This window comes from Leptospira vanthielii serovar Holland str. Waz Holland = ATCC 700522, from assembly GCF_000332455.1.
Lineage (GTDB): Bacteria > Spirochaetota > Leptospiria > Leptospirales > Leptospiraceae > Leptospira_A > Leptospira_A vanthielii.
Genome location: NZ_AOGY02000077.1, coordinates 1 through 23,635, shown reverse-complemented (window position 1 = coordinate 23,635; position 23,635 = coordinate 1). Strand labels below are relative to the sequence as shown.

At 37.7% G+C, this 23,635-nt stretch carries 19 protein-coding genes; 13 read left to right on the top strand and 6 right to left on the bottom strand.

The window, feature by feature from the left end:
* Window positions 1–34: 34 nt before the first annotated feature.
* The 7 genes from LEP1GSC199_RS18945 to LEP1GSC199_RS18925 all read left to right on the top strand — a co-directional run bounded on the left by LEP1GSC199_RS18945 (window position 35) and on the right by LEP1GSC199_RS18925 (window position 7,438).
* The gene (locus tag LEP1GSC199_RS18945; RefSeq protein ID WP_002972591.1) at window positions 35–1,057 is read left to right on the top strand and encodes a rod shape-determining protein; all 1,023 of its coding nucleotides are present in this window, start codon (window positions 35–37) and stop codon (window positions 1,055–1,057) included.
* A 273-nt stretch (window positions 1,058–1,330) separates the two neighbouring features.
* Window positions 1,331–2,401 carry a Fic family protein gene (locus tag LEP1GSC199_RS18940; RefSeq protein ID WP_002990652.1) on the top strand — a complete coding sequence of 357 codons (1,071 nt, stop codon included), beginning with the start codon at window positions 1,331–1,333 and terminating at the stop codon, window positions 2,399–2,401.
* Between the two features lie 275 nt (window positions 2,402–2,676).
* Window positions 2,677–4,404, top strand: coding sequence for a hypothetical protein (locus LEP1GSC199_RS18935; protein WP_002990731.1), 1,728 nt, complete (start codon window positions 2,677–2,679; stop codon window positions 4,402–4,404).
* Window positions 4,405–4,530: 126 nt separating this feature from the next.
* Window positions 4,531–5,541, top strand: coding sequence for a virulence RhuM family protein (locus tag LEP1GSC199_RS18930; protein ID WP_002991047.1), 1,011 nt, complete (start codon window positions 4,531–4,533; stop codon window positions 5,539–5,541).
* 606 nt (window positions 5,542–6,147) lie between these two features.
* Entirely contained in the window at window positions 6,148–6,270 is a 123-nt protein-coding gene (locus LEP1GSC199_RS22125; RefSeq protein ID WP_002990710.1) for a hypothetical protein, read from the top strand.
* A gap of 114 nt (window positions 6,271–6,384) precedes the next feature.
* Entirely contained in the window at window positions 6,385–6,525 is a 141-nt protein-coding gene (locus LEP1GSC199_RS21370) for a hypothetical protein (RefSeq protein WP_002991006.1), read from the top strand.
* Window positions 6,526–6,784: 259 nt separating this feature from the next.
* A complete protein-coding gene (locus LEP1GSC199_RS18925; protein ID WP_039927522.1) occupies window positions 6,785–7,438 on the top strand; it encodes a lysoplasmalogenase in 654 nt (217 codons plus the stop codon).
* 67 nt (window positions 7,439–7,505) lie between these two features.
* Here the strand turns inward: LEP1GSC199_RS18925 and LEP1GSC199_RS18920 are convergent, their stop codons facing one another.
* On the bottom strand, window positions 7,506–8,972 hold the full coding sequence (locus tag LEP1GSC199_RS18920) for a protein adenylyltransferase SelO (protein WP_002990871.1): 1,467 nt from the start codon (window positions 8,970–8,972) through the stop codon (window positions 7,506–7,508).
* A gap of 15 nt (window positions 8,973–8,987) precedes the next feature.
* Window positions 8,988–9,500 (bottom strand): DUF1554 domain-containing protein, encoded by a 513-nt coding sequence (locus tag LEP1GSC199_RS18915; protein ID WP_232420848.1) that lies wholly within the window; start codon window positions 9,498–9,500, stop codon window positions 8,988–8,990.
* Between the two features lie 459 nt (window positions 9,501–9,959).
* Here LEP1GSC199_RS18915 and LEP1GSC199_RS18910 point away from each other — a divergent pair, with 459 nt between their 5' ends.
* From LEP1GSC199_RS18910 to LEP1GSC199_RS18900, 3 genes are all read left to right on the top strand, one after another.
* Window positions 9,960–10,430: a PaaI family thioesterase gene (locus LEP1GSC199_RS18910; protein WP_039927520.1), complete on the top strand. Its 471-nt coding sequence runs from the start codon at window positions 9,960–9,962 to the stop codon at window positions 10,428–10,430.
* 76 nt (window positions 10,431–10,506) lie between these two features.
* Window positions 10,507–11,298: a helix-turn-helix domain-containing protein gene (locus LEP1GSC199_RS18905; RefSeq protein ID WP_051999793.1), complete on the top strand. Its 792-nt coding sequence runs from the start codon at window positions 10,507–10,509 to the stop codon at window positions 11,296–11,298.
* Window positions 11,299–11,666: 368 nt separating this feature from the next.
* A complete protein-coding gene (locus LEP1GSC199_RS18900) occupies window positions 11,667–12,650 on the top strand; it encodes a hypothetical protein (RefSeq protein ID WP_232420847.1) in 984 nt (327 codons plus the stop codon).
* 144 nt (window positions 12,651–12,794) lie between these two features.
* Here the strand turns inward: LEP1GSC199_RS18900 and LEP1GSC199_RS18895 are convergent, their stop codons facing one another.
* A complete protein-coding gene (locus LEP1GSC199_RS18895; protein WP_002990880.1) occupies window positions 12,795–14,360 on the bottom strand; it encodes a methyl-accepting chemotaxis protein in 1,566 nt (521 codons plus the stop codon).
* Between the two features lie 383 nt (window positions 14,361–14,743).
* Window positions 14,744–16,963, bottom strand: coding sequence for an inorganic phosphate transporter (locus LEP1GSC199_RS18890; RefSeq protein ID WP_002990839.1), 2,220 nt, complete (start codon window positions 16,961–16,963; stop codon window positions 14,744–14,746).
* A 312-nt stretch (window positions 16,964–17,275) separates the two neighbouring features.
* On the opposite strand from LEP1GSC199_RS18890, the gene LEP1GSC199_RS18885 reads away from it, so the two are divergent.
* The 3 genes from LEP1GSC199_RS18885 to LEP1GSC199_RS18875 all read left to right on the top strand — a co-directional run bounded on the left by LEP1GSC199_RS18885 (window position 17,276) and on the right by LEP1GSC199_RS18875 (window position 19,338).
* Window positions 17,276–17,641 carry a DUF2200 domain-containing protein gene (locus tag LEP1GSC199_RS18885; RefSeq protein ID WP_002990613.1) on the top strand — a complete coding sequence of 122 codons (366 nt, stop codon included), beginning with the start codon at window positions 17,276–17,278 and terminating at the stop codon, window positions 17,639–17,641.
* Between the two features lie 332 nt (window positions 17,642–17,973).
* A complete protein-coding gene (locus LEP1GSC199_RS18880; protein ID WP_002991028.1) occupies window positions 17,974–18,579 on the top strand; it encodes a hypothetical protein in 606 nt (201 codons plus the stop codon).
* Window positions 18,580–18,582: 3 nt separating this feature from the next.
* Window positions 18,583–19,338: an oxygen-binding di-iron domain-containing protein gene (locus LEP1GSC199_RS18875; RefSeq protein ID WP_002990874.1), complete on the top strand. Its 756-nt coding sequence runs from the start codon at window positions 18,583–18,585 to the stop codon at window positions 19,336–19,338.
* A gap of 220 nt (window positions 19,339–19,558) precedes the next feature.
* Here LEP1GSC199_RS18875 and LEP1GSC199_RS18870 read toward each other — a convergent pair whose 3' ends face one another.
* Together LEP1GSC199_RS18870 and LEP1GSC199_RS18865 are read right to left on the bottom strand one after the other, a co-directional pair.
* On the bottom strand, window positions 19,559–22,924 hold the full coding sequence (locus tag LEP1GSC199_RS18870) for a chitobiase/beta-hexosaminidase C-terminal domain-containing protein (protein WP_002990835.1): 3,366 nt from the start codon (window positions 22,922–22,924) through the stop codon (window positions 19,559–19,561).
* Between the two features lie 99 nt (window positions 22,925–23,023).
* Window positions 23,024–23,635: IS30 family transposase (locus LEP1GSC199_RS18865; protein ID WP_002990941.1), on the bottom strand; the 612-nt coding region annotated here is incomplete at its 5' end.

The following is a 23,635-nucleotide window of genomic DNA, read 5'->3' as shown; positions in this document are numbered from 1 at the left end:
TCCCCCTTTCGTACTTCTTTCACCAGGATCTGATATGATATTTGATAACCTCTATGGACTTTTCTCGAACGATATGGGAATCGATTTGGGAACCGCGAACACGCTCGTACATGTGAAAGGACAAGGAATCGTCCTATCCGAACCGTCGGTCGTGGCAGTCCAGGCCTCTACGGGTCGGGTCCTTGCCGTTGGCCAAGAGGCCAAACGAATGCTAGGAAGAACTCCTGGTGATATCGTTGCCATTCGCCCCATGAAAGACGGGGTCATCGCCGACTTCGAAACTGTAGAAAAGATGATTCGTTACTTCATCGCTAAAGTTCACAACCGCACTACATTTGTAAAACCGCGGATCGTCATCGGAGTTCCTTCTGGAATTACCGAAGTAGAAAGACGTGCCGTTCGGGAATCCGCAGAACAAGCCGGAGCCCGCGAAATTTTCCTCATCGAAGAAGCACTCGCTGCTGCGATCGGTGCCAACATCCCGATCCATGAACCTGCTGGAAACATGATCGTTGATATCGGCGGGGGAACCACAGAAATCGCTGTGATCTCTCTTGGTGGTATGGTAATCGCTGAATCCATCCGCACAGGTGGGGACGAATTTGACGAAGCCATTGTCAAATACCTCCGTAACCAATACAACCTAGTTGTCGGAGAAAGAACTGCCGAGGACATCAAACTCACGATCGGTAACGCTTTCGCTGACAAACGTGTCGACACGATGGAAGTGAAAGGCCGTGACGCCATCTCAGGACTCCCACGCACCCTCGAACTCGACTCAAACGAAATCCGTAAAGCCCTCAAAGAACCAACAGACGAAATCCTAGACGGGATCAAATCCGTTTTGGAACGCACTCCTCCAGAACTTGCCGCCGACATCGTAGAACGTGGTATCGTCCTCACAGGTGGTGGTTGCCTCCTTCGCGGTCTCGAACACTACCTCACCAAAGAAACAGGAGTTCCGGTTTTCCGTGCCGAAAACCCACTGACTTGTGTGGTGCTCGGAACCGGAAGATACTTGGATGAATTGAAATACATCAAACCAGGAATCCGTTAAACTTAGGTTACATGGTTATGTGAAAAAAGGGAGCCTTTGGTTCCCTTTTTTTTTGGGCGCACATCTCCGGCTATCCGCTCCAATCTTTGCTTACGCAAAGGATTTCCGCTTCTATCCGGGGCGCGGGGGATTGGATTGAGTTAAAAAACTACACTTTCAGCCCATTGGGACGACGATATGTATAGAAAATGCGATTTTTTATACATATTGGGTTGATATGTATAGAAAATAGTAGGAATCTATATGTATCATCCAGTAGGTTGAACCAAACGTATGAATCTTATGTCCTTAAAGGATATCCCTATCGAATCTTTGGAAACCCCGACGATTTTAAAAAAACTAGCAACTGCTAGTCGAATGTTAGCAGAACTCAAAGGAGTTGCTGCTTCGATTCCCAATCAAAACATTTTAATCAATACACTCGGATTACAAGAAGCAAAAGATAGTTCGGAGATAGAAAATATCATCACAACACATGATGAAATATTTAAAGAAGAATCATTAACTCTAGGTTTATCCAATGTTTCTGCCAAAGAAGTATTAAACTACAGACAAGCTTTAAAAGTTGGATTTGATTTAGTCAAAAAACATCAGCTACTTACGATGGGTACAATCCTTCAAATCCATTCACACCTGGAACTAAATCTTGCTGGATTTAGAAAACAAGCAGGAACCACCTTGAAGGATTCATTTGGAAATATAATCTATACTCCACCCCAAGATCCCAAAGAAATCGAAACTCAAATGTCAACATTGGAAACTTTGATGAATGATGATACAAGTTTGATGATTGATCCATTGATTAAAATGGCACTCATCCATCACCAATTTGAAAGTATACACCCGTTCTATGATGGTAACGGAAGGACAGGTAGGATCATCAATGTATTGTATCTCGTGAAACAAGGATTACTCGACAATCCATTACTTTATTTATCGCGACATATTGTTCGAACCAAATCGGAATATTATAGACTTCTGCAAGAAGTCAGAGACAAACAGGTATGGGAAGAATGGATTTTGTATATCCTAGAGGCAGTTGAATCAACGGCCGGCGAAACAATTACAACCATACAAGAAATCAAAAAAGCATTTTTGGATTACAAACACCAAATACGTGCAAATTTTAAGTTTTATAGCCAGGACTTAATCAATAATCTATTCAGCCACCCTTATACAAAAATTGAATTTTTAGAAAACGATTTACAAGTATCCAGACTCACTGCGACTAAATATTTAGATGCGCTGGCCGACGGAAAATTCTTAAAAAAAGAAAAAATAGGAAGATCAAACTACTATATCAACGTTGCACTATATCAAATACTCACTGGGACAGAAAAATAGAAAAAAGAAATTTGCAAAAAATCTAATTTGTTTTTATAGGAAATTAGAATCGAAAATATTCCCGTCACTTTCTAATTTTTCTCCTTTTCCCCAATCGAATCCTCGTTAGACTTTGTAAATTGTCCTAGGTTTATGGTACACTAATATTGTTATAGGATAAGAAATACGAGCTTTGGCATTTTTATGAATCAAAATTTAATCAAATTAAAAGAACTAACAGATCATAGAGGCGCACTTTATTGGTTTAATGAAGAAGAGATTGTGGAAGGGGCGGTGTGAGCGAAGAAGCAGTAACCTTCCTGAATCACTTTCTGATCGACAGTCCGATCCTTAAGACTTTCCTAAAAGAAAACGATAAAACCCCTGTATTCGATGGAAGTATACTCCTCTATCAAGGAAATAAAAATTCAAATTCCAATATTATGGGTTCAATCTCAGTTCAAGTTAAAGGTGAAGAAAAAACGAAAAAGAGCAAACCTAGCCACTCAATCAGTATGCTTGAATTGGATATTTATAAGAAAGAGGGTGGTGTTTTATTTATCAAAGTTATTTATGAGAACAAATTCAAATTTGAAATTTTCGCTAGGAACCTTTTACCACTAGATATTCTGAAAATTAAAGGGGATGCGAAAAAAGATGTAAAAACCGTGACCGTTCAGTTAGATCGTATCAACAGCCTACAACATTTTGAATTGCTTTGTGACAACTATCTAAAGCATAAGAAATATCAAATGGACTCTGATCATTTTCTTTATGATTTACCAAAAGTCATGACAGGATCCGAACGTATTCTAGTTCAAAGCACATTGACTCGCGGTGAAAATCCTATTAGTGCCTTCTTCTCCAAAAATTGTTACGTTTATCTCGAGGAAAAACAAGGAAACAGAATCCCAGTATTAATTCAATTTTCTGAAGTTATTCATGAAACTGATATCCAAGTCAGCGTAAATGGAAAAAATTTTTTTAACATAATACAATGGGGAATGAATTCCAAAAAGGAAAAGTTCCTAGCGTTAAACAGCATCTTAAACTTATTTCAAAAAGAAAACAAGTTGGAATTCCAACTCTCTAAAAAACTTGTTACAGACTTTACAGAAATATTCGAAGCTTTCTTGTTTTTGAAAAGTGTAAGAGAAAATGGAGAGCTTTCTATCAATAATCAAACTTTTCCAGTAAACGCATCTCGACCGAATGAAACTATCGATAGCGATATCCAAATACTTAAGGAAATCAAAAAAATAATAGATTACTTTCGTTTAGGAAAAGTAAGGACTTCTCTTACTGCAATAGACAATGATTACGAAAAAATAGAGATACTCAACAAATATATCTTCAACGACAATGGAGATGCTATTAAATCCGCTCCTGATTATTTTATTCAAAAATACTCTTTTCTGGGGCAAAAAGTAATTATTTTTGCCCATCGAATACACAATAGAAATTATAAAATTACAAACTTTTTTAATGAGTTACCTGAAACATTAGATCTGTTCAGAATAAGAATAGAGACCGAAGAATTTCCCTGCAGTCGTTTTCTTGCACTGAACGATAATTTAGTTCAATATATTTCTCAAGACTTTGAGCAAGTCACAAGTGATTTAAAAAGTAAATTCATTTCAAAAATATATACTCATTACCAAAATTTTGCTCTCCGATGTATTTTAGTTTATGATAAAGTTAAAGATCCACGATTTCTTGTATTGGCTTTTAAAATATTGCGATTTAAAAAAAAATCAGATTTTTTAGAAGAAGAAAGGGTAATCAAATTAATTAACCTTTTTCAAATTATAAAAAGGGTAAGAAAATTAAAGCATTCTGAGTATAGTCTTATTCAAAAATTAAAACAAAACAACCAGAATACGTCCTTAATTTGTTGTTGTTTAATTCTTTTAGAGTCTTTTCGCGAATTTGATTTAGAATTCTCCAAACTTTCTGATAGTGACAAAGATTTTTTTATGAAATGGCCTATTTACACATTAAGAAATCAGGAAACCAAACAATGAATGCGAATTCCTTGATGTTGAAATCTGGCCAGGATAGGATCATCGAACGCTATTGTGTGAAAACCGATAAAGACAACGGGATAATTAAAGGGTTTCCACAAATTTGTAGAAACAGGAATAAATACAATGAATAGCGAATTCTTAATCTACCAAAACCAAACAGGTGATATCCAAATCGATGTCCGCCTGGAAGACGAGACCGTTTGGTTAACCCAAGCACAGATTTGTGAACTCTTTCAGAAATCCAAATCTACCATCAGCGAACATACCAAAAATGTTTTTGAGGAAGGTGAATTGGAACCAGAGGCAACTGTTCGGAAATTCCGAACAGTTCAGAATGAGGGAAATCGCCAAGTCGAGCGTGAATTAGAGCACTACAACCTGGATGTCATCATATCTGTAGGATACCGTGTCAAATCTCCACAGGGCACACAGTTTCGAATCTGGGCGACCCAAAGGCTAAAAGAATACATCACCAAGGGCTTTGCTTTGAACGACGAGAGGTTCAAAAAAGGCAATTCCATGAATTACTTCAACGAATTGCAGGAACGCCTTCGAGAGATTCGTCTTTCGGAACGATTCTTTTACCAGAAAATCAAAGATATTTATACGACTAGCATTGACTATGACCCCAGAGATGAAAAATCTATAGAGTTTTTTAAAGTAGTACAAAACAAACTTTTATGGGCGATCAGTGAACAGACCGCCGCCGAACTAGTGTTCAAGCGAGTAAATTCGGAAACTCCTTTTTTGGGTATGGTTTCTTTAGATAAGAAAAATCCCAACTCGATTCGAAAATCCGATGTAATCGTTGCGAAGAACTATTTACATGAAGACGAAATCAAATTGCTCGGGCTCCTTGTTGAACAATACCTTGCCTTTGCCGAAACTATGGCACAACAAAGAGTTCCCATGTATATGAAAGATTGGATCGCAAGGCTCGATGCAATTCTACAATTGAATGGTAGAGAACTTCTGACCCATGCCGGTAGAATCAGTCATGAAATGGCATTAAAAAAATCAGAAGAAGAATATGAAAAATATAGGCTCACTCAAAAAAAGAAAGAGAAAGAAGAAAGTCTGAAAGAATTGGAAGAAGATATAAAAAAATTAGAAATAAAGAAGGATGCAAAGTGACAAAAGATTTTAGCGCTTGAGAACAGTCGAACTTTGTCATGACATTTCTATATGACCAACATTCTAAAAAATGCAAGTCCTGAATCGTTAAAGGCAGGGGAACGATTTATCCAAAGGATACATCTGGGGTCATCACAAAAAACACTCTTCAAGGCAATTTGGATTTGGACGAATATTCTCTCAATAAAGCCTCTGAAAATTTCACTTTCTATCTAGAATCCGAAGATTTCAGGAAATTATTCAACAATCAGTAGTTATATTACTCCCAAATTCCACCCCGCACCAGGGATTGGAGTGAAAATCCTTTTCGCGTATGCGAAAAGATTGGAACGGAAAGCCCGGTCGCTTTCAAACTTAAATCAATATAAAACTTTTGATTGCGAGGTGCCCACATGAGGAAACGCTTTCGCTAACAGATGTTCTTCGTGGTACCGAAGCTGCAGATTTTTTCATTTCCATAACGCCATTGCCGGCCTTGAGCGTTCATACGGCGACGGGTGTCACATTTGCGTTTTCTTGTTTACAACCGATGTTATCGATGATTCCCTCTCGGTTGTAGTTACGGCGCGGCCACCAAAGCCCCGGACCGATGAGTCAGGAGACCAAATGGGCGACAAAAATCCGAAAACGAAAACAAAACAGACATCGCAGAAAAACGCAAAGAGTGCTATTGCCAAAGGGAAAAAAGATGCGGCCACTGCTGCAAAGCAGGTTCCCGCGAAAAAGTAGGTCTATTCTTGAACTTCACTGATCCATCTCGTGATTGATAAAAAGAAGAAACGATCGGAACGAAAAGCCCGGTCGCATACCGAATATAATCAAACTTAAACTAACGATTGCGAGGTGCCCCAAAAAACAGGTATACCTTTTTTTATAGCAATGGCAGGAGTTGACCTGTTAAAAATTCAGAATGGACAAATTAAAGAAGTCTGGCTTTTTTCCGAAGACCAAGAAGCTGAAAATGTATTTTGGGGAAGTAAATGACACCGGTTCACAACAGTTCAATATTATAACTGAAGGAATAAAGAAAACTAGATGTGTTAGGTGGCACCTTTGAATTTGGTACTGGAATCACAAGATACCAAATGTGTCACTTGACCGGAGCAAAATGGGGAGCAGGTCAGAATTCTCAAACATACTAGAGGCAAATCTAGCTCCCACCACCGAAAACCAATATCAAAAAAATTTGCATTCTATTGATTTCAGTGTTAAGATCCTATCCATTGGCAAAGGACGTCTCTTCATGAATCAATCTCTCATTTTAATTTCAGCACTCCCACTCCTTGTAATCCTCCTTTTCTTTGAAAAAAAAGAATCTATAAAAGGTCTGTTATGTGTGAAACCACTTTTATCATCTCTTTTTGTAATCACTGCGTTTCTCCAAATCCATCAATATTCAACTTACCATTATCTCATCCTTGTTGGTTTGGTTCTAAGTTTTATCGGAGATATCTGCCTGATTTTTTTCTTTCATAAAAAGGTTTTTACAGCAGGCCTTGGTGCATTTCTCGCAGGTCACATCATGTACACCATAGCCTTTTCTCATTTGGGCGAGCTGGGATGGGTCATGATAGCAATAGGAGCAGTCTGCATACTTACGAGTGTCGTCATTTATATGCGACTACAGGCAAATCTTGGGAATATGCGAGGACCTGTTTTGGGATATATCATCATCATCACAGCGATGGTGATTGGAGCTGCTTCATTGTGGAATCATTTTGCAATAGGCACCACTGGTCGTTATTTAGTGTTAGTTGGCGCAATTTTATTCTATGTGTCTGATATCTTTGTGGCACGGCATCGGTTCGTACAAAAAGAATTTCTGAACAGGGCTATCGGTCTGCCACTGTATTACACAGCCCAATTTCTAATTGCATATTCTGTAGGATTGATCTGACAGTTATACATTCTTATTGAAACAAATCTGTGAGGAAGTGGCACTTTGATAACTTTTCAATTCGCCACTAAGTGCCACAAAACGTTCTGTAATTGCCATCTCCACCAGTAGGGACTTCTTCTGAGTAGTCATAACCTAATTCACGTTTGTAAGGGGCCAAACTCCTTTCGATGAGTTGTTCGGCAACACTTGAAAGACCTTGGTTTACATTCGCAAGTGCGATTTCCACGAGATGATTTCTGGGAACCAAACTTGGATTGGTTTTTTGCATGAGTGAGATCGCATCCTCTTCGCGGATCCCTTGTTTCTTTTTTTCCTCCATCCAAACCTTCACCCAATCTTTCCATCGACTATCATTATAAATCGAATCTTTTGGTGTATAGACTCCCTCCAATACCAGAAATGTATTGGTAAAATCGGCTTCGGTGTCTTGCATCCACTGATAAAGGTTTTGGAGTAAGGGTAAATCTTTTTCTGTTAGGTTGGGAAACCCAATCTTTTCACCTAACATTTGTATGTAACTTTTTTGGAACCAAGTTTCCAATTCGTTCAGTTTTGCTTTTGCCAACTCAATAGCAGTCTCCTGATTCGAGTTTATGAGAGGGAGGAGGGAATTAGTTAAACAAGCAAGGTTCCACTGGGCAATCCCCACTTGATTGGAAAATGCATAACGCCCATTGGCATCAATGGAACTAAACACACGTTTTGCGGAGAATCCATTCATAAAGGCACAGGGACCATAGTCGATGGTTTCTCCGGCAATACTCATATTGTCGGTATTCATCACACCATGGATAAATCCAACTCGCATCCAATTTGTGACAAGGGTTACTTGGCGCTTCATCACAAACTCCAAAAATGTTAGTGCTGGATTGTCTGTTTGCAAAACTTCTGGAGCATGCCGATTGGCAGTGTATTGAAATAAAACTTCCAATTCTTCCAAGGATAAAGTTTGATACGCATATTCAAATGTTCCCACTCGAATATGGCTTTTTGCCACCCGAGTCAAAACGGCTCCTTCCTGGGGGTCTTCTCGTAAAACGGCCTCTCCCGTTTTCACCACAGCCAAACTTCGAGTTGTTGGAATCTGTAAGCCAACCATCGCCTCACTCATGATATACTCTCGCACCATAGCACTGAGGGTGGCACGACCATCACCATTTCTCGAATACTTGGTCCTTCCTGATCCTTTCCATTGGAAATCAAATCGTTCCCCACTTCGGTTTTTGAATTCGCCCATCACAATCGTTCGACCATCGCCTAACATTGTAAAGTGTCCAAACTGATGTCCGGCATAGGCTTGTGCAAATGGTTGGATGCCTTCCGGAAGATTTGTCCCAGAAAAAAAATGAGCGGTGGCTTCCGCCTCCTTTTTCCAATGCGAAAATTGAAACTCAAGTGCTAAAACATCGTTCCAAAATAATACTTTGGGAGAAGAAACGGGAGTGGGTTTGGTGGATTGGAAAAATGAATTGGGTAAGGAAGTATAGGTTGTTTCCCCAACGGGAAACGATGGAAAGGAAAGTGGAGGCATATCAATTAGACCACCCTACTGTTCCACACAGAGTAAATTGTATTGAGTAGGTCCGCCCGCAGTAACGGTATAGATAGAGATCGAACGGCTATCAGTCCACGAAGTAACCCCATAGGAACCGCAAGTAGTAGTGACACCATCGGTCCATGACGAACATGTAAATCCGGAATAGGTTAGCCAATCCCAAGAGGGATTGTTTCTGATACCTGTCCAAATTCCCGTCGATGCTGGCGAAATTACGTCCGTTAAGTTATTGGTATTTACCCCATTGGCATTGGATATGAAAATAGTTTTGGATGTATCGATTGCTTGCACATACGTGGTATTTGGTGCCAATACCCAGTCGATCTGTTCTGTTACCCCACCAGAAGTGCAGTTAACACTTGTACAGGCTCTGCGATTGACGTCATCCACTATCAATGCTTTATATGTACCAGAGGAAGGTTTATTAGAAGCCGTTGAACATTTGTTATCAGCACCAACAATCCCGCCCAGATTTGCATTATAAGGCAATGCTGTAACAAACATTCTACAAATAGAGCAGTGAGGAACACTCGGCAAATTTGCCGTATTAGGATTTTGTAAAGTCGATTGTAAGATTCCGCATGTACTTGTAGTATCAGCAGCATTGCATAGATCCGGTGGTTGACAATCAAGAAAGCAGAAGAGGCATAGACTATAAAATTGTATTTTAATTCTCATAAGTTTAACTATTAGAATCCTATCTTAGCACACTTGCATTTTCTTACTTAAGAAACTTCGATACAATCAAAAAATCGGAGGCTCGCGGAGATTGGAAAGAAATTATTTCATAATAATTGTATTGCAATCAAAATGCTAAACAAATATAGGAGACAAGATTTAGATTTTAGCAAAAAAATCCCCTGACATTTGATTAGCGGTTCAGAAAGAAAATCAATATCTGCAGGTTTTTCCAAGACTCTTACGTGGCAACATGTTACTCTTCTCCTAATAAAAGGGGGAAAAATGACGGTCCTAGAATTATTATATCATAATGTGCCATTGGACATTTTTACTTTAAAGGAAAACTCTACTTTGGTGGAACAGGCTCAGAATCTAATCGACCAATGCCATCCAGGTGCGACGAATATGAAAGTTTTGAATCTCACCGCAGAAATTTCCGAAGCCGACATTCCCTACTCTCAAAACAACAGAGCCCTTCACGGATTTATGCACGGAGGTTGTTTCTTTACTGTTGGTGATACGCTCACATCCATCATGGCGTTCTTCCATGTGGAAAATGAAAAGGAAAGAACTTTCACGATGGACGCATCGATACGATACCTTCGCCCCGTTCGGACGGAAACCGTTTACGCCAAAGCAAGACTCGTTCAAAAGAACGGAAAACTTTTGGAATATGTCTGCGATTTTTTTAACGAAGAAAATAAAAGAGCAGCCCAAGCAAAATACAAATATGTGATCGCAGAACCGCGTTGATTTTTTTTGTTTCCATCCATTGAGCCAGTCAAAGTTTTCGATTGTGTTTGACTGGTTTTTCATTTAACATGAGCAGATGCAGACCGTAATCTGTGCCCTTCGAGGTGCTGTGCTCTTCGTCGGCCAATTGCCGTATCTTGCGTTTCATTCGACTGTTACCTCTGCAACGGTAGTAGGCCTTAATACGGAAATCAAAAAACGTGTTAAAGGGAACGGGCAGTGGATGAGTTCTCGTTGTTTTGTTTTTGATGGAACATTGAGTCACGAAACAGTTCTTAACGGACCTGTCGGAATTTTGTTTGCGGATCCCGGAAGTGAAATCGGCGAGATTCTAACAAGGGAGGCAGGCCCCAAAGGACTTTCCTCAAATCCCACTTGGGCTCCGGAATTGATTGCTACTTGTTTTGAAATTCGGACCGCAAACCCGGAAAAATATCCTGATATTCTAAGCAGTTCCTTTCCCTTTAATCGACTGACACCTGCCAAAAAAATACAAGACAATGATCGTCTAATCCATGTTTTACGTATACTCATAGAGAGCCCTGAAGAAACTGTAAATGTCGAAGAACTTGCAAGTGAAATCGGAATGTCTGAGTCTTGGCTACAACACGAATTTAAGAACGTGGTTGGTCTCCCTATTCGGGCTTTTCGTAAGTGGTTTCGAATCAAAACTGCAGTGATCGCACTCAAACAAGGGGCAAAGCTTGCCGATGCGGCCCTGAGTGCAGGCTTTTACGACCAAGCTCACTTTACCAATGTGTTCCGGGAAATCTTCGGAATTTCGCCTTCCATCGTTTTTAAAAAGGGAGAGTCAATTCGTTGGTACATACAAAACGAAGAGATTGATAAGATACTAAAAGTTTTTTAAAATCATAAACTAGTATAGAAAAAATTTAGTACCGTCAAACCAAACATATGTTTGCATCCATTTTTTTTTGGAATTCAATAATTATTAATTTTTTTGATTGTATTATCATTACATTATTATCATTCATATGATGTGATTTAGATAGATAATTCCTCTTCTCCTATAGTCCTAAAAAAGAGTTTATTGACAAGGTATACCCCCTGGTTTACCAGATTGTTTGGAACAACGGTAGATATCATAAAATGAAAATTATTTTAAGCACAACTCTTTTCCTTAATTTGATCTTGAAGCAACAGTGTAAAAAACTTTTCTTTCTATTTTTTGCAATCGTCTGTTTATTTTTATCCAATTCCTGTAAACAAACTCCAATGGAAAATATTTGTGATCCACATAGTAAAACAAATATTTCCACCATACTTTTAAAATTCAGTTTACGTGATCCATCTTCTCATTGCGGAATCAATTACTCGAAGTTAGTCAATTCTCCTTTTTTGGGTTCGGATGGAAGCACTTGGACAGCAAGAACGATACCAACGGGAAATTGGGCTTCCGTTGCATACGGGAATGGTGTCTTTGTGGCAGTTGCTGATGGAGTCGGAAGCACAACGGCAGCAACGTCACCAGATGGAATCACCTGGACACAACGTACCATGCCAGTGGGTGCCTGGTGGATTTCTATCACCTTTGGGAACGGAATCTTTGTGGCGGTAGCTAGTAGCAGCAGTACCATTGCAGCGACTTCGCCCGATGGCATCACTTGGACACAAGGAACCTTACCTGCTCCTGCAGTCGGATGGCAATCGGTTACCTTCGGGAATGGTCTTTTTGTTGCCATTGATATTTCCAGCACAAGGGCCGCGACATCACCCGATGGCATTAACTGGACTCAGCGAACTTTGCCAACTACTGATACTTGGTGGGCTGTTACTTACGGGAACGGACTCTATGTTGCTATCGTTTATGGTAACAACATAGCGGCAACATCACCCGACGGCATTAACTGGACTCAGCGAACTTTACCCAGCACTTCTTCTTGGCAGTCGGTTACTTACGGGAATGGCGTCTTTGTGGTTATTGCTGATAGCAGCAATATTGCTGCAACTTCCCCTGATGGTATCAATTGGACACAGCGAACGTTACCTAGCTCGGCAAATTGGTATTCTGTTACCTTTGGAAATGGTGTCTTTGTTACAGCTGCCTATAACACCTCAAAGGCGGCAACCTCCACTGACGGCATCAATTGGACGGCACGCACGTTACCGAACACGACTTTTTGGTATACTCTTACCTATGGAAACGGTGTCTTTGTAGCACTTTCCTATGGCACTTCCATCGCCGCATCTTCCCCGTAAGCCTACGCAAAGAAAGGATTTCCGCTTCTATTCGGGGTGCGGGGGAAAGCATAATTAAGAACACAACATATAGTAGCAGTAACATCACTACAGCGTTATCTCAAAAACAAACGCGAACGTAAATTAATACAGGTTAATCCAATATTAAATGTGTTTTGCCAATCGTTCTGATTGTTTTGAAAGTCCATCTACATTGTCACGCAAGTGGGAAGTATTGGATGCAAGCGAAGAAGCTGATTGTTCGATCGATACAAGTGCCCTCGACATTTCCTGTGTTCCCGTTTTTTGTTCCGATGCCAAAACTTCCAATTGTTTGGATAGTGAGAACAATTCCTGGAATGAATTTAAAAAAGATTTATGAATGGATGTTTGTTTTTCAACTTTAATCTTTAAATCAGATAAATTTGAAACGAGAATGCTAAAACTCTTGTCTTGGATTCCCATTTTTTCTTTCGTTTCGAAGGCTGCAGTATTTCCACTTACAATCTGTTTGGCTGCTTGCGTAATAATTTTTGAAATTAAGGAAGCATTTTCCTGTGCGCTATCTGCAAGTTTAGCCACTTCTTGAGCTACTACGGCAAACCCTCTTCCATGTTCACCTGCTCTAGCCGCTTCGATTGAAGCATTTAATGCCAGTAAGTTGGTTCGGTCAGCAATGTCTCTTAGAATCTGGTTAACTTCTTCCACTTTTTGAAAACTTTCTTTGATTTCTTCAAAATTGGAGCTTACCGAATCCATAGCAGTTGTAACTTGAACACTATATTGTTTGGACTCATCTGTGGTTTGTGCTAAATTGATCGTTGATGTGTAAACCTCAGACAAAATTTTATCCATCACTGAACTTTCTTGGTTTAAGTCATCAATTCTTGTAAACTGTGATTTAACAAAATCGCTGGCACTGTCCATGGATGCTGCAAGTTCTTCCATGGATGCGCTGATTTCCTCGACACTGGAAACTTGTGTTTGGATTTCAGAATTTAATGAATCCATGAATTTTAACATTTCTTGGACACTTTTATTCAATTTCTCTGCTTCCGACTGGATGTTTTGTTTTGTAAGATTTGCTGATTCTGATTTTTGTCTTGCATCTTCAGCAGATTTTGTTGCCTCATTACTCGAATTCGACATAAATTTTACTACTGCACTCATCATATGAACACCGCATATCAAAGCGATTGTATTGATTCCTATAAATGGAATCCCAAATTGATTTGCCGCAGTTGCAATAAATTTGATTTCTGCACCTCCTTTTACTCCTAAAAAAACATATAGCAGTAAACTAGAAATTGCAATATATCCAACTGCCATTGTTAGTCGGTACGACAAAAGAAACCCTGAATAAATAACGACGAATAAAAGAACCAACATTACAAATGGTAATGTTGCAATTGCGACCTTTTCTGCCGGTGTTTTGGACATAATGACTACAATGGCAAAAACACTTGAGTAGATGATGATATCGAGTAAAATGGAGATGTAGGCAAATTTTAAATAAAATTTTTGCTTTTTGTACAGCCAGAAAGTACTAACACCATACGATAAAACCACAAACTCTAAAAAGGAAAGTATGAGGCTCATTGTTCGTTCGGTTGTGGGAATGGCGACCATAAAGAAAACATTGATAGATAACATCACAACCGCAAAAGAAATACGAATCGTGTTCGCTATCATACTTCCTTTTTCCAAATAGTTACCAGTAACAGATGACATAGGGCAAAATCTCCAATATAACTCGACGATATTATTTAAGGAATTTCACCATAGATTATATTTTATTGGATAAATTGGGTCGAGAAATGTTAAAATGATTTCGTTATATATAGCAGATTTTCTGAAATGAAGGATAATAAAACTTACAATGTTAATTACTCGGTTTGTTTAAAAATTCGAACTCCAATTGGTAATTAAATGGAATTTTAATATCTTCATTTTAAAGCTAATGTACTGGGATAGATATTATCGTCAAAAAAAGCACTTCCCCAAGTAAATCTATAATAGGTTCACTAAAAAGATTTTAGAAATGAATCTATTGCTCTACACAGAGTAAATTTTTAAAATTAATTTCATATACGGATGTGATTGCATACAACCTATTAGTTCTCCTCCATTAATGGTAATATACGATCCACGTTATTATATAATTCAATTAGGTGATGACTAAAGTCAAAAAGTTCTTCCACAATGGTTAAAAAGGGAACGAGGCCAGCCATTTGCGCTGTTTTTGCTTTTAATCTTTTGATTTGTTTTCTATGAGTTTTAAATTTAAGGACTGAAAATTCCTTTCTGAAACCTTTTATTTTGGAATCATTTCGTTTCCTTTTTTTGACTAGCGAATGAATTTCTTCGAAAATAGATTGGATAAAATTTTTAATCTCTTTTAAGTCTTCCTTTTCTTCTGCGTTTAAAGCAGAAAATTGAAAGTCTATCTTGTATAAAACATTTTTACGAATGGAAAGAGTATTGTTGATTAGTTTTCTGAAGTTGTGAATGGAACTCTCTAAGTTGTAAGATTGGATAATTTCTGCTTGGTCAAAATCACTACTGTCAACTTCGGCAATGCCAACCATGTAAGCACCATACAGATAACTAAGTCTCTCCAATTGATTTCCAGAACCTTTTTGATGTGATTTTTTTCCAGTTGTTAATGATTTGATAATCGAACTCAAAATTGTTTCTGTATCTTGTATATTCTCCATTAGATGTTCAAAAATATAACGAATTGCTAATTTAGGATTTGAATTGATGTAGTCCAAAGGCAAACTAAATTCATCACTTAGTTTAACACGTAGTTCGTGAATTTTATTGAAGGAAACAAACAAAAAGAAGGATATCGGCAATAAAAAAATGAAGGCATAAAAACCAAAAGTATAAAAAGAAAATGCGATCAAACCACTTAAAATAGTTGTAACCATTGCAGTTAAAAACCAACCACCGATCACAGTGAGAACACCACTCACACGGTTGACAGCATTGTAACGAACCCAAGCTCTATCAGCAAGAGAAGTGCCCATTGCGACCATAAATGTAACAAACGTAGTTGAGAGTGGTAATTTGTAAAGTGTTCCCGTTAGAATTAATAAACTGGAAGCTGTTACATTTACGCTAGCACGAAGTAAGTCAAAAGATTCTGTTTTGTTATTTTTACCTGTCACTTTTGTGTATCTTGATTTTAAAAATGAAGTAAAAAAACTAGGTGTGTAGTTTTTAAAAAAGCCCCACACTTCTAAAAAAATTTTAACAATTCGTCGAGATACTTGATTAGATGAAAATAACTCTATTTCTGTTTTTTCGCTGGCGAGTGAAATTTCAGTTTTAGTCACTGAAGTGGCTTTTTTTGAGAATATTAAAGTCGCAATCATAATTACAGCTGAGACCAAAAGAAAAACTTGTGGAGTTTGTACTTTACCACTCAAAGCCACACCTAAGTCCATTGGATTGCCGGATTCGAAGATTAATTGCACTACATTGATACTCGCCAAGGGAACACCAACAAAATTGACTAAATCATTGCTCGCAAATGCCATCGCCAGGGCAAAGGTTCCAAACAAAATTATAATTTTAAATACGTTGATTTGAAACCAAATCAAAATTTGGAAGAACACCAACAGTGCCAAAAATACTATAGAAAAAAGTAACAATAAATTTGATTCGATAAAAACAACCAATTCTTTATCGATTAGATTAGAACCCTTTAACGCTGATATGATGATAAAAAAAATAAGAACTGAGGAACTAAATGAAGCGAAAGGACCACCAAAAATACCGATAGTTTTCTCGATTTGAAATGAAAATATAATACGCAACAGCGATTGTACAACGATACCAACCACAAAAGCAATCATCACACTCATAAAAATGCCTGAAATAATTTTGATGGCACTCTCTGAATTTATATAAGAAAAAGCATCCACTCCTACCGGTTTCGTCAAATAAGCCATCACGAGTGATGCTCCCAAAAGTTCAAAAACAAGTGATACAGTTGTAGAAGTGGGCAAACCGAAGGTATTATAAAAGTCCAATAATAAAACATCTGTGATCATTACCGACAGAAAGATGTAAACAAGTGCACCGAGGGTGAATAACTCAGGTTTAAAAATTCCTTTTCGTGCGACTTCCATCATTCCACTGGAACTGACCGCACCCAAAAGTACACCAACCGCAGCAATGATTAGAATGTTTTTTTTTGAAGTTACTCTCGAACCAACTGCCGAATTTGTAAAATTGACTGCATCGTTAGCAACTCCTACGATCAAATCGAAGATCGCCAAAAAAATCATTAATACTAATACAAAATAAAAAATACTAAAATCCATAATGATACACAAGACCTTGCTTTGAGTAAAAACTAAAGCGACAATGATACAATGTATATTTCTTACAATTGGTTACAATCCGGTTAAAGCTTGGTGACAAAGGCACTCTTCAAACTTGCGTATGGACTCAATAAAAGTATATAATTCGTGATAAACTAACCTACTCTTGAATTTTACTTCGTTGCTCGCAATATCGGGATTACTGCAAATTTACAAAGTAAGTATTCTAAAATTTACTTGCTGTTAGTCCCAAATAACATTATAAATACTCATTCCTTTATTTTTTAATCAATACAAAAGAAGTGAATCACCATGGAACCAACCGCAGAACACAATCAAAGAATGGCTCAAATGACTTTTGCCTCTGTTTACCCTCTTTACGTTACTAAAATCGAAAAGAAAGGTAGAACAAAAAAAGAACTTAACCAAGTAATTGAATGGTTAACCTCATTTGATGATAAGAAGATAAAAGAATTAATTGAGATGAAAGTAACTTTCCAAACATTCTTTGAGAAAGCTAAATTAAATAAAAATGCAGACCTCATCAAAGGAATGATCTGTGGGTATCGCATCGAGGAAATTCAAAATCCGATCACTAGGCAAGTCAGATACTTGGACAAACTTGTGGATGAATTAGCAAAAGGGAAAACAATGGAGAAGATTTTAAGGAATGGATAAAAGACCAATAACCAAACGCAGCCAACACTTTCACCTAACATATACTATGATTTAAAAAATCCACGCGCAAGGGATTGAAGTGGAAATCGAAGCGAAAGCGAAGATTGGAACGGAAAGCCCGGTCGGTTCAAATGTCCAACCGGTAAATGGAATGCAATGCGAGGCGCCCGAATTCTCACAATACTCCTCTCTTGACCACCGATTCGACTTTTTAGACCCATTTTATTGGTAATTTTCCAAAATTTGATATTCGTATCTCTTCTTGACAATTCGTCTGATAAATGATCTGTTGATTGAGTTCTAGATATTTGAAATTCCTGTTAGGTTCCCCTATGGCTGACGAAGAGACAAAAGATTTTTTTCGAAAGATCATTTTTACCAATGAAGAGATTTTAAAACTAAAAATATTACTTTATAGTTTAAGAATTCGGGCTCTGAATGCACAGATTCTTTCTGCAAACTCGGGGGCTTTTGCCGCAAGTTATGGTGTTGTATCAGCAGAGATCATTCATTTTAATCACAAAATTCAGGAAGTGAATGAAAGGTTAACCAATGCAATCAATATCGTGATTAAGATGGCGAGTGAAATGCAAAAAATTGCCAAGGTTTATCATCTGTTACAAATAGCAGTGGAAACTTGTAATGAAAGAAAAGTTGATCCTAGTCATTATAAAAATATTGAGTCTAGTTTGCACTTCCGTAAAAAAGAAAAGGAAATGTTAGATTCGCAGTTAAAAAAAGAGTTTAATTCCATACACAACATAGTTAAAAGTTCGACTAAGTTATGTTTGGAGGGCCGTACGGTTTCTTTACAAACTCGTATTGAATCGGCGACCATCGTAGAAAACCAAAAATTATTTTTAGCAGTTGCAGAAAGTTTTGATGGAGCTTTAAATATCATAGAATCTTCCTATCGTTATCTTGCAAAACTCTGGTAAACAATGAAAAAAATACAAACTATCTATTCGGATAATGACCACAAATGGTCAGTGATTGCAAGAGATCCAGCCAAACCCAATTGGCTCATTGATACCAATGAATACTTGATTGAATCTGATGGAATGGGGCTACTCACAGATCCGGGGGGAAGTGAAATTTTCCCTGAAGTATTTTCGGCTCTGGTAGAAGTATTTCCTGCTTCGCAAATTAAAAATATTTTTGCCTCCCACCAAGATCCAGATATTGTTTCCTCTATTTCTTTATGGTTGGAAGTTAATCCGTCGATTCGTTGTTATGTGAGTTGGCTTTGGACAGGTTTTTTACCTCACTTTGGAGGGAATGCAGAAACCTACATTCCTATGCCTGATGAAGGAATGGAAATCATTCACCAAAACATTAAACTTAGATCCATCCCCGCCCATTTTTTACATAGTGCGGGTAATTTAAACCTCTGGGATCCCAAGGCAAAAATATTGTTCAGTGGAGATATCGGAGCCGCCTTACTTCCTGTCGATGAAACTGATTTGATTGTAAAAGATTTTGATAAACACATTCGGTTTATGGAAAAATTTCACAAACGTTGGATGGCTTCGGAACAGGCAAAACTCGCTTGGTGTGAACGAATCTCTAATCTCAAACCGGATATGCTTTGTCCCCAACATGGTTCCGTATTCCAAGGTCCTGATGTAGAAAGGTTCATCCAATGGTTTTCGGAATTAAAGATTGGGATGGATGCTTTGGAGTTGCCCAAAACTTAAAAAAGATAATTCAAAAACTGAATCACAGTCCTTTCAATGGATTCTTAAATTTATAGAAACGTTAAATTCCATTGTGCCCCACCAGGATTCACTGTCCCCATGGAAGTGAGCTCACCGGTGATTTGGTTGATGCTAAAAGAAGAATTTTTTTGATATTCAATATTATGATTATTACTTTAAACCTTGAAATATATACTTTAAAATCTTTTATATATGATGACTATTCACTGGTTAATACAATTTGCGCGCGATTTGCTATACTTGTTAGACTTAATAACTTAAGTTTTGAATCAGGAGTAATAACGGAATAAAAAGTTCCAAATAATGTGCTATATCCAGCAGAACTATCTTTGATTGTACACCCAGTTAAATCTAAATTGCAACGGAATAAATGAGGTTTGGAGCCATGAGTTACTAATATTTTAGAATTTTCAGTGTCTATTAAAACTGATCCCGCGCTACTACTTCCACTTACACCAAATAAATTAGATAGATTCAAAAATGTACAGCTTGAACCATCTAAATTACAACGGAAAACTTTAGTTTTCATATCCCAATCATCTCGAGCAATAAATAGTAGCTTGGAATTAATTGAATCTATAATAGGTATTGGATTTCTACCTGGATTGTAACCAGGTTGAGTATTAGGTGCCCCTGCTGAAACATCTGCAAATACACAATTTGATCCGTCCATATCGCAACGAAAAAGTCCGGGTCTACTTCCTAATCCATAAGAAGTTACAACCAAAAGTTTCGAATTTAAATGATCGATAACAATTTTTGCATCAGAACCAGTTCCTTTTCCAGCAGAAATATCTCGATAAACGCAATCGGATCCATCCAAATTACATCTAAATAGAGCAGGTTTATTCGTATTATTTTGATTACTCGAGACAACTAATAGCTTTGCATTTGCATAATCTATTGTAGCACCTAAAGGAAATGAGTTCTTTGCAGAATAATCTCCCTGCTCAGCTGAGATATCGGTGAAAACACAATTTGATCCATCCAAATTGCATCGAACAAGGGATGGTTTATAAGTATTTGATATAGTTATAATTAGGAGCTTAGAATTAATTGTATCTATCAAAGCAGTTGGATTTTGACCTAGATTTTGTTCCTGTCCTGATGAGATGTCTAGATAACTACAATTAGTTCCATCTAAGTTACAGCGAAAAATTGCAAGTTTTTCTGCATTTACATTATGTTGTGATACAATCAGAAATTTTGAATTCAAGATATCTAATGCAGCTGAAGTTCCATATGGAATTACTTCATGAGGATGGTATGTAGAGATTTCCCTTATAGAAAAGGTTCCTAATCCAGGAACGGAAGGAGGTGTAACAGTAATAGAAATCGTTGCAGCTATTAAACCCCCAACATTTGATGCTGTGATCGTATAATGCGTAGCGCTTTGCTGAACGGTCGGTGTACCTGAAATGATCCCTGTAACAGGATTTAAAGTTAAGCCTATTGGAAGATCAGGTGATATTGTAAAAGTGATGCCTGATCCTGTTATACTGGGATTATTTGGTGGAATTGTAACATTGGCAGTATACGTTGCAGAAGATGTAGAATAGCTTAGGGAAGTTGGTGGAACCGTACCAATAGCATAGGTTACTGCAACGACCGAGGATAGATTCCCAGCAATATCTCTCGCCTGAAATTTATATGTTGTGGAAGCATTATTAGGCGTTAGCAAACTTCCTGTGTAAAGATTCCCGTTTACAATAGTGCCAGCACTGTCGAAAATAGGGTCTGATCCATTTGTCGTATAAATTAATTTTTGACAACCAGAATTTAGGTCAGAACATGTCGAAGCTACTGTTTGGGCGGTTGCATAAATCCCACTTTCGGGAGTAACAGCCAAGGATGGATTGATTCCATCAATCGTCAAAATTACCGAAGTTGAACCTATTTCATTAATCAGATTGTTAACGCAAAAATGAATATTATTTTGACCATTTTGAAATTGACCGTCAGCTAACAAGACTGTTTGCATTGGACTGTCTGCAATGATTTCTCCACTAACATTTGTACCATGTGCTAACGTTCCAGAAATACAATTCGCTCCTAATCTAACCGAATAATTTCCACTTCGACTGGATTTCCAATTGATATCGGCATCTACCGATGCCTTGATCACATAATTTGGAGAGACTGAATTTATAGTAATTGTCGGCAATATTGAATCTACAGTATAAGTTTGGGTATCTAACGAGGATATATTTCCAGCTCCATCACATGATTTGAATCGAATCGTAGTGGTGTTTGTATCTGGTGTGACAATTGGAGATGAATATAAAATTCCCGCAGAAACAGAACATGATGAAGTAAATGCAGGTGTTGTACCGTCAGTTGAATATGCAACTGCAAGACATCCAGCTCCTCCCGAATCACCACAATTTAGTGCAACATTTTGAACTGTACCGAAACTTCCTCCTGCCGGATTAAAGGAGACCGTTGGGTTCGAATCATCTCGAGTTAGTGAATGTACATATGCTCCAGTGACTCCTGAATTAACTACACAAACACGATAGGATGTTGTACCTAGTGATACATTGGATGCATAGATTGGCCCAAAAGTATTGTTAACTCCAGCTGAAACAGAACCAGACGCAACAACAATACCAGTTGAACAATTAGTTGCCCCTGCACGAATTGTAAATGTACCAGATTTTGATGACTGCCAGACAAATTGGGTAGAATTTACTGCAACAAGATTAGCACTTATAAAGGCTGATCCAGCTGAAATCAAATTAATAACTGGTCCAGTAGATTGAACATATGGATCCTCACTATTGGGAATACCATTCCCGTTAAAATCTGCATTCGGAAATGCAAGACTGACAGGATCGTAGCCGAGAATTGCTACCAACTGATTTAAAAATGGGCCAAGTATCGATAAATGTGCCTGAAAGTATTCACTCACACTTCCATATCCTTCCGATGCAAAACTAGATAGTTCTGCTATTACATTATTAGCAATATTTAAGACAACAACTGGATTTGTTATGAAACTACTATTTACTAGAAATACTTGTATCGAGAGTCCTACACCAAACGAAAAATGTTCAACTTCAACAATCATTCTATTTTGGGCATAATCAACCGAAACAAGTTTCATCTTTTCTAATGTTGAATCATCCTTAATATAATAAAAATTAATGCTTTTCTCTTCAAAACCTGCTTCAGTCATTTCACCTTGATCATAACTTATGGTTAGTCGAGCTGGCCTTTTAAAAACTAGTCCTTTAGGCTCAAACTTTAGAATATTTGTTCTTTTAGAAAACCCTTCAGGTATATTACCAACAGGAGATACATCTTTTGTAATTGTAATTTGGCTAGTTTCAGATAGAGCACCAGAGGGAATATCCAAAATAAAACTACCGTCATTGGCAAATAACTGACCACCATCTGGAGTTATGATACCCGTAGATATATTTCCTTCGGTAGAAGTAGATACGCCACCTAACGCAACCAATAAATAAGAGGCAAATTGAGAAGACCTGGCTTTCACCGGTGGAATTAAATTGCAATATGTAAATATATGGAGGATAGTAAGAAGTTGTATTATTTTTTTCATATAGTATATTGATTCAGCTTAATAAATTTCGATAATTTACCACCTTACAAAAAAACAGTGACAATTTGCAATAATTTTTAATATGATAGATTCTAAAGTTTAACGCAACACTTCCTTTATTTTTTCCGCGGGAGTTTTCCAGCCAAGCGTTTTTCTTGGACGCTCATTTAAAAGCTTTTGGACTCTTTTCAGTTCTTTTCTTGATATATCATTAAAGTCAGTTTTTTTAGGAAAGAAATCTCTTATTAGCATATTCGTATTTTCACAAGTCCCCCTTTCCCAAGGACTTCCCGGATGACAAAAATATACTTTCATTTGAGTATCTTTTGTAAATAGCTTATGGTTACTCATTTCTTTACCTTGATCATAAGTTATCGAAAGTCTAAGCTCTGTTGGCATTTTTTTTAGTTCCTTGGCAAAACTTTTTCTGACGGTCTCAGCATCTGTGCTTGTTAAAGGAACCAGTATAACATTTCTAGTAGTTCTCTCTACAATTGTACCAATTGCACTTTTGTGATTCTTTCCAATTATCAAATCACCTTCCCAATGTCCTGGAATTGATCTTTTTTCAACTGATTTTGGTCGTTCTTCAATGCTTATCATGTCTGGTATTTTACCTCTATTATCAGTATTTTTCGACTTTTTGTAGGGTTTCATCTTTCGGCGTAGATAGCTTTGCAATTCCTTTTTTAGTTCGCCTCTCGGTAAAAG

Bases quoted from the DNA above. Each gene is read 5' to 3' on its own strand.
- LEP1GSC199_RS18945 (WP_002972591.1), top strand. From the start codon at position 35: ATGATATTTGATAACCTCTATGGACTTTTCTCGAACGATATGGGAATC.
- LEP1GSC199_RS18940 (WP_002990652.1), top strand. From the start codon at position 1,331: ATGAATCTTATGTCCTTAAAGGATATCCCTATCGAATCTTTGGAAACC.
- LEP1GSC199_RS18930 (WP_002991047.1), top strand. From the start codon at position 4,531: ATGAATAGCGAATTCTTAATCTACCAAAACCAAACAGGTGATATCCAA.
- LEP1GSC199_RS22125 (WP_002990710.1), top strand. From the start codon at position 6,148: ATGGGCGACAAAAATCCGAAAACGAAAACAAAACAGACATCGCAGAAA.
- LEP1GSC199_RS18925 (WP_039927522.1), top strand. From the start codon at position 6,785: ATGAATCAATCTCTCATTTTAATTTCAGCACTCCCACTCCTTGTAATC.
- LEP1GSC199_RS18920 (WP_002990871.1), bottom strand. From the start codon at position 8,972: ATGCCTCCACTTTCCTTTCCATCGTTTCCCGTTGGGGAAACAACCTAT.
- LEP1GSC199_RS18915 (WP_232420848.1), bottom strand. From the start codon at position 9,500: ATGTTTGTTACAGCATTGCCTTATAATGCAAATCTGGGCGGGATTGTT.
- LEP1GSC199_RS18910 (WP_039927520.1), top strand. From the start codon at position 9,960: ATGACGGTCCTAGAATTATTATATCATAATGTGCCATTGGACATTTTT.
- LEP1GSC199_RS18905 (WP_051999793.1), top strand. From the start codon at position 10,507: ATGCAGACCGTAATCTGTGCCCTTCGAGGTGCTGTGCTCTTCGTCGGC.
- LEP1GSC199_RS18900 (WP_232420847.1), top strand. From the start codon at position 11,667: ATGGAAAATATTTGTGATCCACATAGTAAAACAAATATTTCCACCATA.
- LEP1GSC199_RS18895 (WP_002990880.1), bottom strand. From the start codon at position 14,360: ATGTCATCTGTTACTGGTAACTATTTGGAAAAAGGAAGTATGATAGCG.
- LEP1GSC199_RS18890 (WP_002990839.1), bottom strand. From the start codon at position 16,963: ATGGATTTTAGTATTTTTTATTTTGTATTAGTATTAATGATTTTTTTG.
- LEP1GSC199_RS18885 (WP_002990613.1), top strand. From the start codon at position 17,276: ATGGAACCAACCGCAGAACACAATCAAAGAATGGCTCAAATGACTTTT.
- LEP1GSC199_RS18880 (WP_002991028.1), top strand. From the start codon at position 17,974: ATGGCTGACGAAGAGACAAAAGATTTTTTTCGAAAGATCATTTTTACC.
- LEP1GSC199_RS18875 (WP_002990874.1), top strand. From the start codon at position 18,583: ATGAAAAAAATACAAACTATCTATTCGGATAATGACCACAAATGGTCA.
- LEP1GSC199_RS18870 (WP_002990835.1), bottom strand. From the start codon at position 22,924: ATGAAAAAAATAATACAACTTCTTACTATCCTCCATATATTTACATAT.